Annotated in this window: 14 protein-coding genes and 1 pseudogene; 4 read left to right on the forward strand and 11 right to left on the reverse strand. The window is 70.7% G+C overall.

Features of this window, described 5'->3' with window-relative positions:
* Window positions 1–70: 70 nt before the first annotated feature.
* Complete coding sequence (locus ACGFY5_RS26920; RefSeq protein WP_392724030.1) at window positions 71–634, reverse strand: VanZ family protein; 564 nt, start codon at window positions 632–634, stop codon at window positions 71–73.
* A 78-nt stretch (window positions 635–712) separates the two neighbouring features.
* Between ACGFY5_RS26920 and ACGFY5_RS26925 the strand changes: the two genes are divergently transcribed.
* Window positions 713–1675 carry a pirin family protein gene (locus tag ACGFY5_RS26925; protein WP_392724032.1) on the forward strand — a complete coding sequence of 321 codons (963 nt, stop codon included), beginning with the start codon at window positions 713–715 and terminating at the stop codon, window positions 1673–1675.
* A gap of 20 nt (window positions 1676–1695) precedes the next feature.
* On the opposite strand, the pseudogene ACGFY5_RS26930 reads toward ACGFY5_RS26925, so the two are convergent.
* From ACGFY5_RS26930 to ACGFY5_RS26955, 6 genes and pseudogenes are all read right to left on the reverse strand, one after another.
* Window positions 1696–2917: pseudogene (locus tag ACGFY5_RS26930) on the reverse strand (cation:proton antiporter).
* Window positions 2917–5295 (reverse strand): protein translocase subunit SecD, encoded by a 2379-nt coding sequence (gene secD / locus ACGFY5_RS26935; RefSeq protein WP_392724034.1) that lies wholly within the window; start codon window positions 5293–5295, stop codon window positions 2917–2919. Before secD ends, ACGFY5_RS26930 begins: the two are co-directional and overlap by 1 nt.
* 62 nt (window positions 5296–5357) lie before the next feature.
* On the reverse strand, window positions 5358–5795 hold the full coding sequence (locus tag ACGFY5_RS26940; protein WP_392724036.1) for a hypothetical protein: 438 nt from the start codon (window positions 5793–5795) through the stop codon (window positions 5358–5360).
* Between the two features lie 69 nt (window positions 5796–5864).
* A complete protein-coding gene (locus tag ACGFY5_RS26945; RefSeq protein ID WP_392724038.1) occupies window positions 5865–7856 on the reverse strand; it encodes a SpoIIE family protein phosphatase in 1992 nt (663 codons plus the stop codon).
* A 43-nt stretch (window positions 7857–7899) separates the two neighbouring features.
* Window positions 7900–9099 (reverse strand): phosphoglycerate dehydrogenase, encoded by a 1200-nt coding sequence (gene serA / locus ACGFY5_RS26950; RefSeq protein ID WP_392724040.1) that lies wholly within the window; start codon window positions 9097–9099, stop codon window positions 7900–7902.
* 10 nt (window positions 9100–9109) lie between these two features.
* Entirely contained in the window at window positions 9110–9478 is a 369-nt protein-coding gene (locus ACGFY5_RS26955) for an STAS domain-containing protein (protein ID WP_392724041.1), read from the reverse strand.
* Between the two features lie 245 nt (window positions 9479–9723).
* Here ACGFY5_RS26955 and ACGFY5_RS26960 point away from each other — a divergent pair, with 245 nt between their 5' ends.
* The 3 genes from ACGFY5_RS26960 to ACGFY5_RS26970 are packed head-to-tail and all read left to right on the forward strand — an operon-like array spanning window position 9724 to window position 12722.
* A complete protein-coding gene (locus ACGFY5_RS26960; protein ID WP_392724043.1) occupies window positions 9724–9960 on the forward strand; it encodes a DUF6158 family protein in 237 nt (78 codons plus the stop codon).
* Between the two features lie 9 nt (window positions 9961–9969).
* Complete coding sequence (locus tag ACGFY5_RS26965; protein WP_392724045.1) at window positions 9970–10917, forward strand: aldo/keto reductase; 948 nt, start codon at window positions 9970–9972, stop codon at window positions 10915–10917.
* A complete protein-coding gene (locus ACGFY5_RS26970) occupies window positions 10857–12722 on the forward strand; it encodes a bifunctional 3'-5' exonuclease/DNA polymerase (protein ID WP_392724047.1) in 1866 nt (621 codons plus the stop codon). Before ACGFY5_RS26965 ends, ACGFY5_RS26970 begins: the two co-directional genes overlap by 61 nt.
* On the opposite strand, the gene ACGFY5_RS26975 is transcribed toward ACGFY5_RS26970, so the two are convergent.
* Genes ACGFY5_RS26975 through ACGFY5_RS26990 form a run of 4 tightly spaced genes read right to left on the reverse strand, consistent with a single transcriptional unit; the run spans window position 12707 to window position 14776 of the window.
* Window positions 12707–13051, reverse strand: a complete 345-nt coding sequence (locus ACGFY5_RS26975) for a DUF3817 domain-containing protein (protein ID WP_392724048.1) — start codon at window positions 13049–13051, stop codon at window positions 12707–12709. The genes ACGFY5_RS26970 and ACGFY5_RS26975 overlap by 16 nt on opposite strands.
* A complete protein-coding gene (locus ACGFY5_RS26980; RefSeq protein WP_392724050.1) occupies window positions 13048–13665 on the reverse strand; it encodes a hypothetical protein in 618 nt (205 codons plus the stop codon). The genes ACGFY5_RS26975 and ACGFY5_RS26980 overlap by 4 nt, the downstream gene beginning before the upstream one ends.
* A 21-nt stretch (window positions 13666–13686) precedes the next feature.
* Complete coding sequence (locus ACGFY5_RS26985) at window positions 13687–14100, reverse strand: STAS domain-containing protein (protein ID WP_392724052.1); 414 nt, start codon at window positions 14098–14100, stop codon at window positions 13687–13689.
* Window positions 14093–14776, reverse strand: a complete 684-nt coding sequence (locus ACGFY5_RS26990) for a lysophospholipid acyltransferase family protein (RefSeq protein WP_392724053.1) — start codon at window positions 14774–14776, stop codon at window positions 14093–14095. Before ACGFY5_RS26990 ends, ACGFY5_RS26985 begins: the two co-directional genes overlap by 8 nt.
* Between the last annotated feature and the right edge of the window lie 4 nt (window positions 14777–14780).

The raw sequence follows: 14780 nt of genomic DNA on the forward strand, positions 1-14780 counted from the left end.
CCTTGAGTATTCAGCTATACGCGGCGGGTCCGCGCTCGACTGGCAGCGCCGTCCTGGGCGGGCTCCAGGTTCAGACAAGTGCGCGCGCCTGGCGGCGCTTGAACAGCAACAGCATCAGGTGGACGCTGAACGCGGCGACAGTGGCGCCCAGTGTGTTGAGGAGGACGTCGTCCACGCTGGTGACGCGACCTATCGCAAGGGCGTACTGCAGGATTTCGACGGTGATCGAGGCGGCGCAGGCAATGGCGGTGACCGTCCGCACCCTGAGTGACCACCGTAGGGCGGAGCAGGCGCCGAACGCGGCGAACACCAGCAGGTTGCCGCCGATCTGTTCGATCGCGACCGCGGGCGCACCCCCGAGCTGATCGATCAGCCCGACCAGCGGCACTGACTCCACGGACCTCCCTGACCCCCGCGGAGTCAGGATCATCCACAGCCAGGGCGCGGTCCCCACCACCATCCCCACCTCGGCAACCGAATACCGCCACGCATGCCCGGTCCCGGGCTGCGCGAGCCCGGGAGTGGCCGCGCCGCGCCGGCTGCGCCATCGGGCCAGGGCGACGACGACCGCGGCGGCGGGCAAAAGTGCCAGCGTCGCCACGAGAACGACGCCGCTCCACGCCGCACCGACCATGGGCGGCATCGTGTCACAGGCGGAATAGTTGACACGTCATCTACATTAAGAAGGGAAACAACCCGAGGGAGGCTCCCGATGCCCGCAGTGACCGTCGAGAACCCGCTGCTCCTGCCGAGGATCACGCCCGTCGACCCCACCGCCGACCGTCCACGCCTCGTCAGCAGCGTGACCACCGCACCGCAGGGCTACGAGGGCGAGGGCTTCCCGGTCCGGCGCGCCTTCGCCGGCGTCGACCTCCGCGCCCTCGACCCGTTCATCCACATGGACCAAATGGGCGAGGTCGAATACGGCGCCGGGGAACCGAAGGGCACGCCGTGGCACCCGCACCGCGGCTTCGAGACCGTCACCTACATGATCGACGGCGAGATGGCCCACCAGGACTCGAACGGCGGCGGTGGCCTGATCACCAATGGCGACACCCAGTGGATGACCGCTGGTGGGGGCATCCTGCACATCGAAGCGCCCCCGGAACACATCGTAGCCAGCGGCGGTCTGTTCCACGGGCTGCAGCTCTGGGTGAACCTGCCCCGCTCGCTGAAGTTCGCGCAGCCCCGCTACCAGGACATCCGTGGCAGCAAGGTCGCCCTGCTCAGCAGCGACGACGGGGGAGCGCTGCTCCGGGTGATCGCCGGTGACCTCGACGGCCACGCCGGCCCCGGCAGTACCCACACCCCGATCACGATCGTGCACGCGACGCTGAGCCCGGGAGCCAGCGTCACCGTGCCGTGGCGTCCGGACTTCAACGCGCTGGTGTACGTGCTCGGCGGCGACGGCACGGTGGGGTCGAAGCAGCGCCCGATCCGCTCCGGGCAGCTCGCGGTGCTCGAGGACGGCGACTCGATCACTGTCGCCGCCGACGCCAAGCAGGACTCGCGTCACCCGAACTTCGACGTCGTCCTGCTCGGCGGGCAGCCGATCCGGGAGCCCGTCGCGATGTCCGGCCCGTTCGTGATGAACACGCGCGCCGAGGTCGTGCAGGCGTTCGAGGACTTCCGCGCCGGCCGCCTGGGCAGCCTCCCCGCCGCTCACGGCGCCTGAACGAGGTGGCGGAGGGCTCGCTACGACGAGCCTTCCGCCACCTCGTTCCTAGCGCGAACCCCCGTCGGGGCCGGGAGTATGCGGCTGGGGACGAATTGCGACAGCCACTTCGTCCGCACCACGGCCAAGGGGCCGATGATCGCCAGTACCAGCACGTAGCCGGCCGCGAACGCCGCCACCCGCGCGTCCAGGCCCGCGCCGATCGCGAGCGTTCCGAGCACGATCGAGAACTCGCCCCGGGTCAGCACGGTCACCGCCACGTTCGTCCCGGCACGCCGGTCGAACCCGTACAGCCGCGCCGCCCCGAGCCCGGCGATCGCGTTCAGCACGATGGTGAGCACCACCGCGACAGCGATCGGCATCCCCACCGACACGACGTCACCGGGATCGATCGTCAACCCGAACGTGAAGAAGAAGATCGCGGCGAACGCGTCCCGCAGCGGGTGCACCAGCGCGGTGACGCGCTTCGCCTGCGGCGTCGACCCGATCACCAGCCCGATCATGAACGCACCGATCGCGTCCGAGACGCCGAGCTCCTCCGCGGCACCCGCGACCACGACCGCGAGCCCCACGAACATCACGACGAGCAGCTCGTCCGCACGCACGTCCAACAGGCGCGACACCAGCCGCAGAACCCCAGCGCGCCAGCCCGAACAGCACCACGAGGAAGACGAACGCGATCCCGAACTCCGCCGCAGCCGCCGCGGGCGACGAAGCGTCGCCCAGAACGGGCTGCAGGGCCGCCAGGTAGAACGCCAGGAACACGTCCTCGACCACGATGATGCCGAGGATCAGCCGCGATTCCGGATTCCGCAGGCGACCGAGTTCGATCAGCAGTTTCGAAACGATCGCCGACGACGAAATGCCGACGACCCCGGCCAGCACGAACGCTTCCCGTGTTCCCCAGCCCAGTGCGAACCCGAACGCCAGGCCTCCGCCGATGTTCAGCACCAGATAACCGAGCCCGGCGGTCACCAATCGGCGCCCGCCGAGCACCAGATCGTCCAGGTGGAATTCGAGTCCCAGATAGAACAGCAGGAACACCAGGCCGAGCTTGGACAGCAACTCGAAGTGACCCGGGTCGGAAACGAGCGCGAGCCCCGGCGTGTGCGGGCCGAGCAACACCCCGGCCAGAATGAACAGCGGAATCGTCGGCAGCCCGATCTTGGCGCCGAGGCGGGCGAGAATTCCGGCGGCTAAGAACGCCCCGCCGAGCGCGAGCAGGATCTCTCCGATGTGCATCAGACCACCGCCCCGGAATCGGCTCGAACCGGCTGCTTCTTCGAGGGCGAGCCACTACCGCGGACCCGTCCCGGCCACTTCTGCTCGAGGACGACGGCGAGCGGCGTCGCGGTGAACGCGGACGACGCGGTACCGACGATCACGCCCGCGAGCAGCGCGATCGCGAAGTCGGTGAGCGAGTCACCGCCCAGGAACGCCAGCGCGCTCAGGATGAACAGCGCGCCGAGACCGGTGTTCACCGTGCGGGGCACGGTCTGCAGCACCGCTTCGTTGGCTACGTCGGCGAAAGGTGCCAAACGATTTTCGGAGCGCAGCCGGTTCGCCCCGCGCCAGCGTTCCCGGACACGGTCGAAGATCACTACCGAGTCGTTCACCGAATAACCGATCACGGTCAGCAGCGCGGCCAGGAACACCCCGTCCAGCGACTTCCCCAGCCAGGCGAACAGACCAACGACAATGACGACGTCGTGCAGCAGCGCGAGCACCGAGGAAACAGCGAACGTCCACCGGAACCGAATCACCAGGTACGCGGCCTGAGCGAGCAGCGCGACCGCCAATCCGATCAGCGCCTTGGTGCGCAGCTCGTCACCCAGCGACGGTCCGATCTGCTCGTCGCGAATGCGCTCCACCGAACCGGCACCCGCATCAGCGAGCGCGGTTCGGATCTGCTGCTCCTCGTCGTCCGTGATCTTTTCGGTGCGCACACTGACGTCGGAATCGCCGGACTCGACCACCACCGCACGCGGGAAACCCGCGTCCGTGACGGCCTGACGGGCATCACCGATCGAAATCGACTGCGACGTCGTGTACTCCATCAACCGGCCGCCGGTGAATTCGACGCCGAGGTTCAGTCCGCGAATTCCGATGCCTGCGAACGCGAGCACGACGAGCACGGCCGACACCGACAGGAACACCCTCCGGTGCCGCATCACGTTGAAGTTGCGAGCGGTGATCCACCGTTGTACCCGGCCCGGTCCGGACAGTCCCGTCCACTGCGGGTGCCGTCTGATCCAGGGCGACGCCACGAGCAGCTCCATCAGCACGCGGGTGAACAGCAGCGCGCTGACCATCGAGGCGAGGACACCGATCGACAGCGTCACGCCGAAGCCGCGGACCGGGCCCGACGCGAGGAAGAACAGCAGTCCCGCGGCGAGGAGCGTGGTGACGTTGGAGTCCGCGATCGCGGAGAAGGCGTTCTTGAAGCCGCTGCTCACGGCGGCCGGGAGCCCCCGCTTGGACACGCCGCCGGCGAAGTCCTCGCGGGATCGTTCGAAGATGAGCACGCAGCCGTCGATCGCCATGCCGATCGCGAGGACGAAGCCGGCTAGGCCGGGGAGGGTGAGCGTGGCACCCAGCGCGGTGAGCGCGCCGTAGGAGAGCACGCCGTAGCCGGCGAGGGCGATTCCGGCGACGAGGCCGGAGAGCCGGTAGACCAGCAGCAGGAAGCCGATCGTGAGGGCGACGCCGAGGATTGCCGCCTCGGCGCTGGCGCGGATCGCGGTCGCGCCGAGGGTCGGGCCGACGGTGCGTTGCTCGACGGTCTCGACCGGTACCGGGAGGGCGCCGGCCTTGACCAGCAGCGCCAGGTCGGTGGCTTCGGCCTTGGAGAACTGGCCGGTGATCTGGGTGGAGCCACCGGTGATGCCGACGTTGCAGCGCACGTCTTCACCGACCTGGGGCGCGGAGACGATCTCCTGGTCGAGGACGATCGCGACGCGGCGGGTCGGGTCGCCGGACGGGGAGCAGGCGGCCTGGCCGGTGACGGTCTCCCAGGCCCGCTCGCCGGCACCGCGGAAGTCCACGGTGACGAACCAGCCCAGGCCGCTGGTGGCGTCGAAGTTCGCGGCGGCGTTGGCGATTCCCTCGCCGGTGAGGGCCGCCGTGCCGAGCTTGAGCGGCACGCCGGTGTCGTCCTTGAGCGTGATCTCCTGCCCCGGATCAGCCGGAGCCGCCTTCACATCCGGCGCAGCACTCGCGTCGGGAGATGCGGAAGCGGACGGATCGGGGGTGGGGAGGGCGGATTGGTCGTAGCCGAGTACTGGGCGGACGGTCAGTTGGGCGGTGCGGCCGATGACCGCGGCCGCTTCGGCCGGGTCCTGGACACCGGGTAGCTCGACGATGATCCGGTTCTCGCCGGATCGGGTGATCGTGGGCTCGGTGACGCCGAGCGCGTCGATCCGTCGGCGGAGCACCTCCACCGTGCGGTCGGTGGCCTCGGCGTTGGCCTTGGTGGTCGACGTGTCGCTGGTCTCCAGCACGATCTGGGTGCCACCGCGCAGGTCGAGACCCAGCCGTGGACTGGACGTAACGGTCAGATAGATCGAGACGGCGACGATGGTGCACGCAAAAACCGCGCGCGCCAGGGTGGCGCGTGTCATGAACGGTCCTCCGGACGAGGGCAGGAACCGGCGCGCGGCTCAGGTGCCGCGGGCCGGACGGCTCAGATTCGTCCGGAGGAGGGTGGTGCTCGGGTGTCGGGCAGGCCCGCGGGAGCCGGCGGGGCACGGCTGGGTGCACCGGCCAGGGCGGGCCCGGCGGGGAGGATCGGCTCGATCAGGCCGAATCGTGCCACGGCGATGGCCACCGGAAGAAGATCCGGCTGACCTCGATGAACGGCCGCGGACGCGGGCTTGGAGTTCTCGTGCTGACCGTTCGGCCGCACGCGGTTGGCCGCCCCACTGACCGCCCCGTGCCCAGCCGCCCGCGCGGTAGCGGGAACCGGCGTGGCGCCGTACCCCACCGAGGTCGCGGCCCCGGGGGCCGCCGCCCCGCCCAACCCCACGGCCGCCAACAACGCCGCACACAGCGCAAGCACGAAGCGCGCCCCGCGCACGCCGAGAAGCGACCGGGGAGGTCGCTGGTCGGGGGCGTGCGTCATCGGCTGCGTAATCCCTCGGGGTCGTCCGCTCGAAGGTGGCGGTGACCACCACACTACGTGAGGAACAGGTCAATCAATGTCCGCGTGACGCTGGAGCGCCAGCACACACACGTCGTCCTCCAGCGACTCGCCAGCGGTCATCCCCGCTGTGACCTGCGCGATCACTGTCTGAGCAGGAACCACCCCCGGCCCCGCGACGATCCGTGACAGCAGCTCGACGAGTCGCTCCTGCCCCAGGTCCAGATCGACGCTCCGCCGCTCGATCAGTCCGTCGGTGTAACACAGCAACGTGCTGTTCCCGGGCATCGTCAGCGTGTGCGTGGCGTACGCCCGCCCGACCGACGCGCCAAGGATCGGATCCGCGCTCTTCAGCACGCTCACCTCGGCGGCGGCCTCCGCCTCCGACACCGCCAGCAGCGGGAACGGGTGCCCGGCGTTGGCCCAGTCGAGCCGCCCCGTACCCGGGTCGTACAGACACACGATCGCGCTGACCAGCGTCCCACTCGGATAAGCGACCAACATAAGACGGTTCAACCGACTGAGCACCGCACCCGGATCGGGGTGCTCGAGCATGTAGCCGCGGTTGACCGCGCGCACCTGACCCATGGTCGCGGCGGCCTGCTGGTCGTGCCCGACGACGTCACCGATCGACAGCGCGATCCGCCCGTCGGGCAGCGGGAACGCGTCGTACCAGTCACCGCCGACGTCGATCCGGTCGGCCACCGCGAAGTACTCGGCCTTCACCGCTCCGCCGGGCACGTCCGGCAGCTCGGCCGGCAACATCGCCCGCTGGAACAGCTCCAGCAGCAGCCGCTCGGCCGCGATCTCCTCCCGCGCCTCGGCGACGTCCCGCTGCGCGGCGACCAACTCACCCTGCGTCGCCTCCAGTTCCCCTTCGGCGGCCTTGGCGTCCGTGATGTCCTGGATGACGCCCCACAAGCCCACGACGTCGGCCTCCGGATCGTCGTCCGCGCGGACCGCCTCACCGTGGATGAGCATGTCCCGCACCGAGCCGTCGGCCCGGATCATCCGGGTCTCGGTGGTGTACGGCGCACCGGTCAGCACGGCCCGGGTCTGCACGGCGTACATGCGGTCGAGGTCGTCCGGGTGGACGTGAGCGGCGACCTCCTCGTCGGACGCCGGCGGCTCGTCCCGCCCCATCAGCGCGCAGAGCTCCTGCGACCAGATGTACCGCCGGCCGGTGAGACTGACCTCGAACCCGGCGAGCTGCGCGATCCGCTGCGACTCCAGCAGCCGGTGCGTGACCCTGGCGGTGGCCTGGAGCTGCTCGGCCTCACGTTCCAGCTGCTCCAGCCGGTTCCGCTCGGTCACGTCGGTGATCACCGCACCGACGCCGGTGACGTACCCGTCGGCGCCGCCCGACATCCGCACCGGGAACGCGTCGACAGCGAAGTGCCGCGCCGCGCCCGACGTCGTCGTGATCGGTAGTAGTTCGTGCCGGACGGTCGCCCCGGAAGTGAGCACCGTACGCAGCCGCGCAACCAATTCCCGAGGGACGTCCGGCAGGACGTCGTCGAGAGCGCGGCCGAGGTGCTCGGCGGCAGACCGGCCGGTCAGCGCGGCCAGCGACGTGTTCGCCCGCACGAACCGCAGGTCACGGTCGAACAGCGCGATGCCCACCGGCGCCGCCTCCACGAGCGGATCCAGGAGTGCGGTGGCCCGGCGGGCAGCGTCGCCCAAAAGATTGTCGACCCAGGCCACCGCCGCGACGGTCAACCCGAAGAAGACCACGGCCCACACCCACCGGCTGCTCGCGTCGGTCCGACCCGGCTCCTGCACGACGAACGCGGTGGCGAGCGACGCGGTCGCGACAGCGGCCGCCACCATGCCCGGAGCCCGGCCCCCGATCACCGTCGCGCCGATCACCGCGTACAGCAACAGGAAGCCGGGGATCACCTCGCCGGTGGGCGTGCTGACGATGACCAGGCCCGCGGCGAGCGGCAGCAGGACAGCGACGAGCCACCGGCCACGGCCGGCGATCCAGATCCGCCGTCTGCCCTGCAGCGTGCGCCGCAGCAGTGTGCGCCTGGCGAGCTTCACTCCGCTCCGTCCGCCAAGGCCTCCGTCGCTGAGACCGGGGCGGTCAGCCTAGCTGGCGGAGGCAGACCGTTTCAGGCATCGACTCGAGCGCCGCGAGGACGTCGTCGGAGAGCACACCGGGAATGTCGGTGACGACGTATCCCAGCTCGCCCCGGGTGTTCAGCAGCTGGCCCTCGATGTTGACGCCGTGCTCGGCCAGGATGCGGTTGACGGTGGCCAGCACGCCCGGCGTGTTGCGGTGCAGGTGCGCCAGCCGGTGGGTGCCCGGGTTCTGCTCGAGGCTGAGCGGCGGCAGGTTGACGCTCAGCGTCGTGCTGCCGGTCTCCAGGAAGCTGCGCAGCTTGCCGGCGACGAACCGGCCGATGTCCTCCTGCGCCTCCTCGGTGGAGCCACCGATGTGCGGGGTCAGGATGACGTTCGGCAGGCCACGCAGGTCGGACTGGAACTCGTCGCCGCGCTTCTTGGGCTCGTGCGGGAACACGTCGACCGCGGCACCGGCCAGGTGACCGCTGACGATGTGGTCGCGCAGCGCGCCCTGGTCGACCAGGAACCCGCGGGACAGGTTGAGGAAGATCGACCCCGGCCGCATCCGCGCGATCTGCGCCTCGCCGAACAGCCCCGCGTTGCCCGGGCGTCCGTCCACGTGCAGCGTGACGACGTCGGCCCAGTCGAGCAGGTCGTCGAGGCTCGTGTACCGGCGGGCGTTGCCCAGCGCGAGCTTGTCGGCGGTGTCGAAGAACCCGACCGACATGCCCAGCGCCTCGGCGACGACCGACAGCTGGCTGCCGATGTTGCCGTAGCCGACGATGCCCAGGCGACGCCCGCGCACCTCGTGGCTGCCCTCGGCCGACTTGTCCCAGACACCGTCGTGCAGGGAGTTGTTCTTCTCGGTGAGACGCCGGGTGAGCGCGATGATCTCGGCCAGCGCGAGTTCGACCACGCTGCGCGTGTTGGAGAACGGGGCGTTGAAGACCGCGATACCGCGCCCGGCGGCGGAGACCAGATCGATCTGGTTGGTGCCGATGCAGAACGCGCCGATCGCCAGGAGATCCGGGGCCTTCTCCAGAACCTGCTCGGTGACCTGTGTCTTCGAGCGGATGCCGAGCAGGTGCACGCCGGAGAGCGCGTCGATCAGCTCCGACTCGTCGAGGGCGCCGGACCGGGCGTCGACCTCGACGCCGGCCGCACCGAGGATCGCCTCGGCATGGGGGTGCAGGTTCTCGAGCAGCAAGGCCTTGAGCATGGCCCTATTGTCACTCGCTTCCGCGCGGACCCGAAATCCCGCCCTCTTCGAGCGCGAAGAGCAGATCGAGACCCACCGTCACCATCGCCTTGCGAACCATGGGCGGAGCGTTACGCAGCGTCGTCAGGCGGCTGTTTTCGGCGGTGAGGTGGTGCAGCCGGACGAGGAAGCTGAGCGCCTGCGATCCGATGAACGTCACACCGCCGAGGTCGACGACGACGTCGGCGGGCTGGGCCTCACCGGCGGTCGCGAGCGCGCCGTCGAGCGCCTCCATGACCAGGAGGTCGATCTCACCGTTGAGCGCGATCGTCACCAGGCCGGGCGCGGTCGTGACGGAGACGCGGGTGTCCGGGGCGAGCCAGCCGTTGCGGTCGTTCATGTAGGGGTTCCTCCTGCGGTGGCCCAGGGTGTTTCGGACACCACGAACCGACCGCGTCGCCAACGCGTGGAGGCCGTCTGCTCGACCCATGGGTCACGCGGGGGCGTGACTCGCGGTCATCTTAGTAGCGAGTGCGGGCACCGGTGTGACCGGCCTCTCCACCGGTTGGTCTTTGTGCGAGATCACAACGCGTAGCCGCCGACGCGGTGGGTACGGGGGAGAACATCCGAGAGCAAGGAGAGACGATGACGATCAGCGGTGAAGCGGGCGGTACCGGAGTCGACCCGGAGCGGCTCGACGACGACGATCTGTTCCGGGAGCTGCTGCGCCTGCACGAGACGCGCCACGAGACGCTCCGGCACGGCTCGGACGACGCGCTGGACGCACACACCACCCGGACCGCGGAGCTGGAAGGCGAGTACCTCCGGCGCTTCCCACAGCGCGAGATCGCCCCCGAGCGACTCCGTTCGGGGCGTGCCTAGCATTCGGGGATGCGCTATCTATCGCTGGGCAATTCCGGGTTGCTGGTGTCCGCGGTCGGGCTCGGCTGCAACAACTTCGGCGGGCGGCTCGACGTCACACGCACGCGCGCGGTCGTCGATGCCGCTCTCGACGTCGGGATCACGCTGCTGGACACCGCGGACGGATACGGCGGGCGCGGTGCGTCGGAAGAGGCGCTCGGCGAGGTGCTGGTCGGCCGCCGGAACGAGGTCGTCCTCGCGACGAAGTTCGGTCACCAGCGCAACGACATGGGGTACGGCCCGGCCGCCGGTTCGAAGGGTGGCCGGGCCTACGTCCGGCGTGCGGTCGAGGAGTCGCTGCGACGGTTGCGCACCGACCACATCGACCTGCTGCAGCTGCACACACCCGACCCGGTGACGCCGATCAGCGAGACGCTCGTGGCGCTCGACGAACTGGTGCGCGACGGGAAGGTCCGCTACATCGGGCACTCGAACTTCTCCGGCTGGCAGCTGGCCGAGGCCGCGCACGTCGCCCGTGAGCTGGGCACGGTGCCGTTCGTCTCGGCGCAGAACCACTGGTCGCTGCTGGAGCGTGACGTCGAACGCGAGGTCGTGCCGGCGGCGCGCCACTACGGGGTCGGCGTGCTGCCGTACTTCCCGCTGGCGAACGGGCTGCTGACCGGCAAGGTGCGGCGGGGTCAGCCGGTGCCGGAGAACTCGCGGCTGGCCGGGCGGGACGGGTACGTCACCGAGGAGAAGCTCGACCGCGTCGAGGCGCTGGCGAAGTGGGGCTCCGACTCCGGCCGCTCGTTGCTGGAGATCGCGATCGGTGGGCTCGCCGCGCAGCCCGGCTGCAGTTCGGTGATCGCGGGTGCGACGTCGCCCGAGCAGGTGCGGGCGAACGCGGCGGCGGGCGAGTGGGTGCCTACTCCGGAGGAGCTGATCGCTCTGAACGAGCTGGTACCGCCACGGGCCTAAGTTTTGTCGGTGGGGTGGGGGAGCATCGGGGCGTGCTCGTAGGACTGGTTCCGGCGTGGGGTGGTGGCGGGTGGCTCGCGGAGATCGATTCCGCGGGCCAGGTCACCGGCCCCGTGCGGTGGTGCGATGACGGGGCATCGCTGGCCCGCACGGTCGCCGAACGGGAGGCCGCCGACAAGCCGCGCTGGCTCTGGCCCACTGCCGCGGCCATCTACCCTGCGCTGCTGGCCGCCGGGGTCCGGGTCGAGCGCTGCCACGACCTCGAGCTCGTCGAGTCGCTCCTCGTCGGGTACGACGGGCACTGGGGCGAACCGCGGTCACTGGCCGCCGCGCTGGCCAGGGCCAGAGGCCTGCCGGTACCCCCCGACCGGCCCCCGCGCCCCCGCGACACCCAGCCGGTGCTGTTCGCGGCCGACGTCGAGGCGACAGTCGACACGACCGAGTCCATCGAGGTACTGGCCGAGGTCTACCGCGCCCAACTGCAGCGGATCGCCGCGGTCGAGCACCCCGACCGGTTCCGGCTGCTCATCGCCGCCGAGTCCGCCGGCGCGCTGGCCGCGGCCGAGATGGGGCACGATGGGCTGCCGTGGTCGGTCGAGCGGCACGACGCACTGCTGGAGTCGATGCTCGGCTCGCGGCCGCCTCCCGGCGACCTTCCTGTGCGCCTGCACGAAATCGCCGCCGACGTGCGGGCCGCGTTCGGTGGCCTGAAAGTCAACCCCGATGCACCTGCCGACGTCGTGCGCGCGTTCGGGCGGGTCGGCATCCAGATCCCGTCGACGCGGTCCTGGGTGCTCAAGCGGGTCGAGCATCCGGCCGTCGCGCCGATCCTCGCGTACAAGGAGCTGTCCCGGATCTTCGCCGCCCATGGGTGGAGCTGGCAGGACACGTGGGTGTCCGAGGGGCGGATGCGGCCGGAGTACGTGCCGGGCGGGGTCGTGTCCGGGCGGTGGGCCACCCGTGGGGGTGCGGCGCTCCAGCTGCCGAAGGTGGTGCGGCAGGCCGTGGTGGCCGATCCGGGGCACGTGTTCGTCGCCGCCGATGCGTCGGCGCTGGAGCCGCGGGTGCTCGCGGCGATGTCCGGTGATCGGCGGTTGGCGGAGTTCGCCGCGGCCGGCGATCTGTACACCGCGCTCGCGGCGGACGCGTTCGACAACGACCGGGCCCGCGCCAAGCTCGGGATGCTCGGTGCGCTCTACGGGCAGACCAGTGGCGAGGGTGGCCGGTTGGCTCACGTGTTGCGCCGTCGGTTCCCCGACGCGTTGGCCGCTGTCGACGACGCCGCCCGGGCCGGTGAGGAGGGCCGCCTGGTGCGCTCCCGCCTGGGCCGCACCTGCCCACCCCCCGGCCGCTCATGGGACTCCTCCCTCGACGGCGAGGGCTCCCCGACCGGCGCGGCCTCCCCGGCGACCGCCCCCGGCGGTGGCGCGGGCGGTGGCGCGGGCGGTGGCTTCGGCGAGGCCGAGGAGGGGGGCGAGGTGGAGCCCGGGGCTGCGGATCAGGCTCGGCGGGCGGCTCGGGGGCGGTTCACGCGGAACTTCCTCGTCCAGGCCACGGCGGCGGAGTGGGCGCTGATCTGGCTGGTGGGGCTGCGGCGGCGCCTGCGGCCCACCGCGCCCACGGGCGCGGAGCTGGTGTTCTTCGTGCACGACGAGGTCGTCGTGCACTGCCCGGAGACCATGGCCGACGAGGTGCGCGCCGCCGTGCTGGACGCGGCCGACGAAGCGCGTCGGCTGCTGTTCGGCGCGACGCCGGTGCAGTTCCCGCTCGACGTCGCGGTCGTCACGTCCTACGCGGAGGCGTGAGTCTTCGCCGCACCGGCTTCGAGGTCGGCGACCGCCTGGCGGTGCACCCGGCGCTCGATGAAGAACGAGAGGAACGGGATCGTTCCGGCGAGCATCACGCCGATGATCTTCAGCGCGGGCCACCGCAGCCGCATGGCCAGGTCGAGCGTCACGCCGAGGTAGACCATGTAGAGGAAGCCATGGATCGGGCTGACGATCGAGCTCAGCGAACCGTTGCCGCCGATGTATTTCACCGGCATCGCCACGAGCACCAGCACCAGCAGGCCCACACCCACGACGTACGCGGCGATCCGGAAGCGGGTCAGCGCCGACTTCAGTGAGGGGGTCACGGGGCGGTCTCCTCTGTCTTCGGTGCAGTCTTCGAAGGGGTGTTCAGGGACGCGAGATACGCGTTGTAAGCAGCCAGATGCTCATCGACCGGCTCAGCGCCGCCGCTGGCAGCCACCGGCTGCCACCGCCGCCGCACCCGCACGGTCCGCGGCCCACCACCAGCGCCACCATCCGCGCCAGCGCCAGCCGCGTCGGCAGCGCCACCCGCGTCGGCAGCGCCGCCCGCGCCGGCAGCGCCGCCCGCGCCGGCAGCGGCAGCGTCGGCAGCGCCGCGAGCGCCGCCCGCAGCAGCGGTGGCGGTGGCGGCCGCTGGGGGTGCGCCTGCGGCCGCCGCGGTGCCGGTCGCTGCGCGCGCGCCACGCGCGCTTCCGGCGACGCGTTGGGCGGCGTCGGCCGGGGGATGTAGTTCCAGGCGGAGCATGCGGAACCAGGCGTAGGCCACGAAAGCGGCGAAAGCGGGCCACTGCAAGGCGTAGCCGAGGTTCTGGGCGGTGCCGCCGAGCGAGTGAGCACGACCCCACTGCCACCACGCGAGCCCGAGACAGACCCCGATCAGCACGATCGCCACGACGTGGCGAACCAGCCACCGCCGGGAGAGAAGAAGCGACCGCACACCCGAAGGCTACTCGGATGCCTACGTCAGGTCGAAGAGTGCGTCCACCCCGGTGATCTCCAGGATCCGGGTAGCGGCCGGCGACGGACGCGACACCTGGAACTTCGCCCCGGCGTTACGCGACTCGTGCCACAGCGTCACCAACACCCCGAGCCCGGTCGAGTCCAGAAACGTCACCTCGGCCAGATCGACGGTCAGCGTCGCGGCAGGCCCCGCCTGCCGGAGCGCGGTAGTACCCGCCGACCGCAGCCGACCGGACGTGTCGAGGTCGAGCGCGCCACACGCGCGCAACACGATCTCGCTCCCGATCTGTTCGATCGTGAGCGACCACGGCGTGCTTTCCAGCGTCGGCTCCTTCCGGACAGAGACGGCGAGCCCGACTCTAACGGCGGCGCTCCCGTGCCGGTCGTACAGCGACCGAGGTCTGTCAGGCACCGGCATCGGGGTCCGCGTTCCGCTTGGGAGCGTAGTTGGGCACGTACTCCTGGCCGGACAGCTCGCCGATCGCGGCCACGATCTGGTCTGTCACCGCCCGGCGTGCCCTCGCCTTGCCTGCCTGACCCTTGTACTCCTCGAACGTCATCGGCGGCCCGAACCGGATTCCGACCTTTACCGGCCGCGGAATTCGCGTACCCGGCGGCAGCGCGCGCTCGGTGTTGATCATCGCGACCGGCACGACCGGCACGTCGGCGGTGAGCGCCAGCCACGCCACGCCGGTGCGACCCCGGTAGAGCCGCGCATCGGGGGAGCGCGTTCCCTCCGGGTAGATGCCGAACAGGCCCCCGGCCTTCAGCACGCCGAGGCTGGCGTCCAGCGCCTCCTGGGCGGCCCGGTTGTTGCCCCGGTTCACCGGCAGCTGCCCGGAGCTGCGCATGAACCGGGCGGTCAGCCGGTCGATCGGCCGGGTTCCGGTGAAGTACTCCTGCTTCGCGACGAAAACGACGTCCCGATCGAGGACGAGAGGCAGGAACACCGAGTCCATGATCGAGAGATGGTTCGACGCGAGAATGGCCGCCCCGTTCTCGGGGACGTACTGCTTTCCTTCGACCCACGGACGAAACGCGAGGTGGAGGATAGGGCCGCCGACCATCTTGCTCAGGCCGTACGCCATGGGG

The sequence above is a fragment of the Cryptosporangium sp. NPDC048952 genome, assembly GCF_043197895.1.
Lineage (GTDB): Bacteria > Actinomycetota > Actinomycetes > Mycobacteriales > Cryptosporangiaceae > Cryptosporangium.

Coding starts and splice junctions, on each gene's coding strand:
- ACGFY5_RS26965 (WP_392724045.1), top strand. CDS start 9,970: ATGCGCTATCTATCGCTGGGCAATTCCGGGTTGCTGGTGTCCGCGGTC.
- ACGFY5_RS26920 (WP_392724030.1), bottom strand. CDS start 634: ATGGTCGGTGCGGCGTGGAGCGGCGTCGTTCTCGTGGCGACGCTGGCA.
- ACGFY5_RS26990 (WP_392724053.1), bottom strand. CDS start 14,776: ATGGCGTACGGCCTGAGCAAGATGGTCGGCGGCCCTATCCTCCACCTC.
- ACGFY5_RS26960 (WP_392724043.1), top strand. CDS start 9,724: ATGACGATCAGCGGTGAAGCGGGCGGTACCGGAGTCGACCCGGAGCGG.
- secD (WP_392724034.1), bottom strand. CDS start 5,295: ATGACACGCGCCACCCTGGCGCGCGCGGTTTTTGCGTGCACCATCGTC.
- serA (WP_392724040.1), bottom strand. CDS start 9,099: ATGCTCAAGGCCTTGCTGCTCGAGAACCTGCACCCCCATGCCGAGGCG.
- ACGFY5_RS26955 (WP_392724041.1), bottom strand. CDS start 9,478: ATGAACGACCGCAACGGCTGGCTCGCCCCGGACACCCGCGTCTCCGTC.
- ACGFY5_RS26925 (WP_392724032.1), top strand. CDS start 713: ATGCCCGCAGTGACCGTCGAGAACCCGCTGCTCCTGCCGAGGATCACG.
- ACGFY5_RS26940 (WP_392724036.1), bottom strand. CDS start 5,795: ATGACGCACGCCCCCGACCAGCGACCTCCCCGGTCGCTTCTCGGCGTG.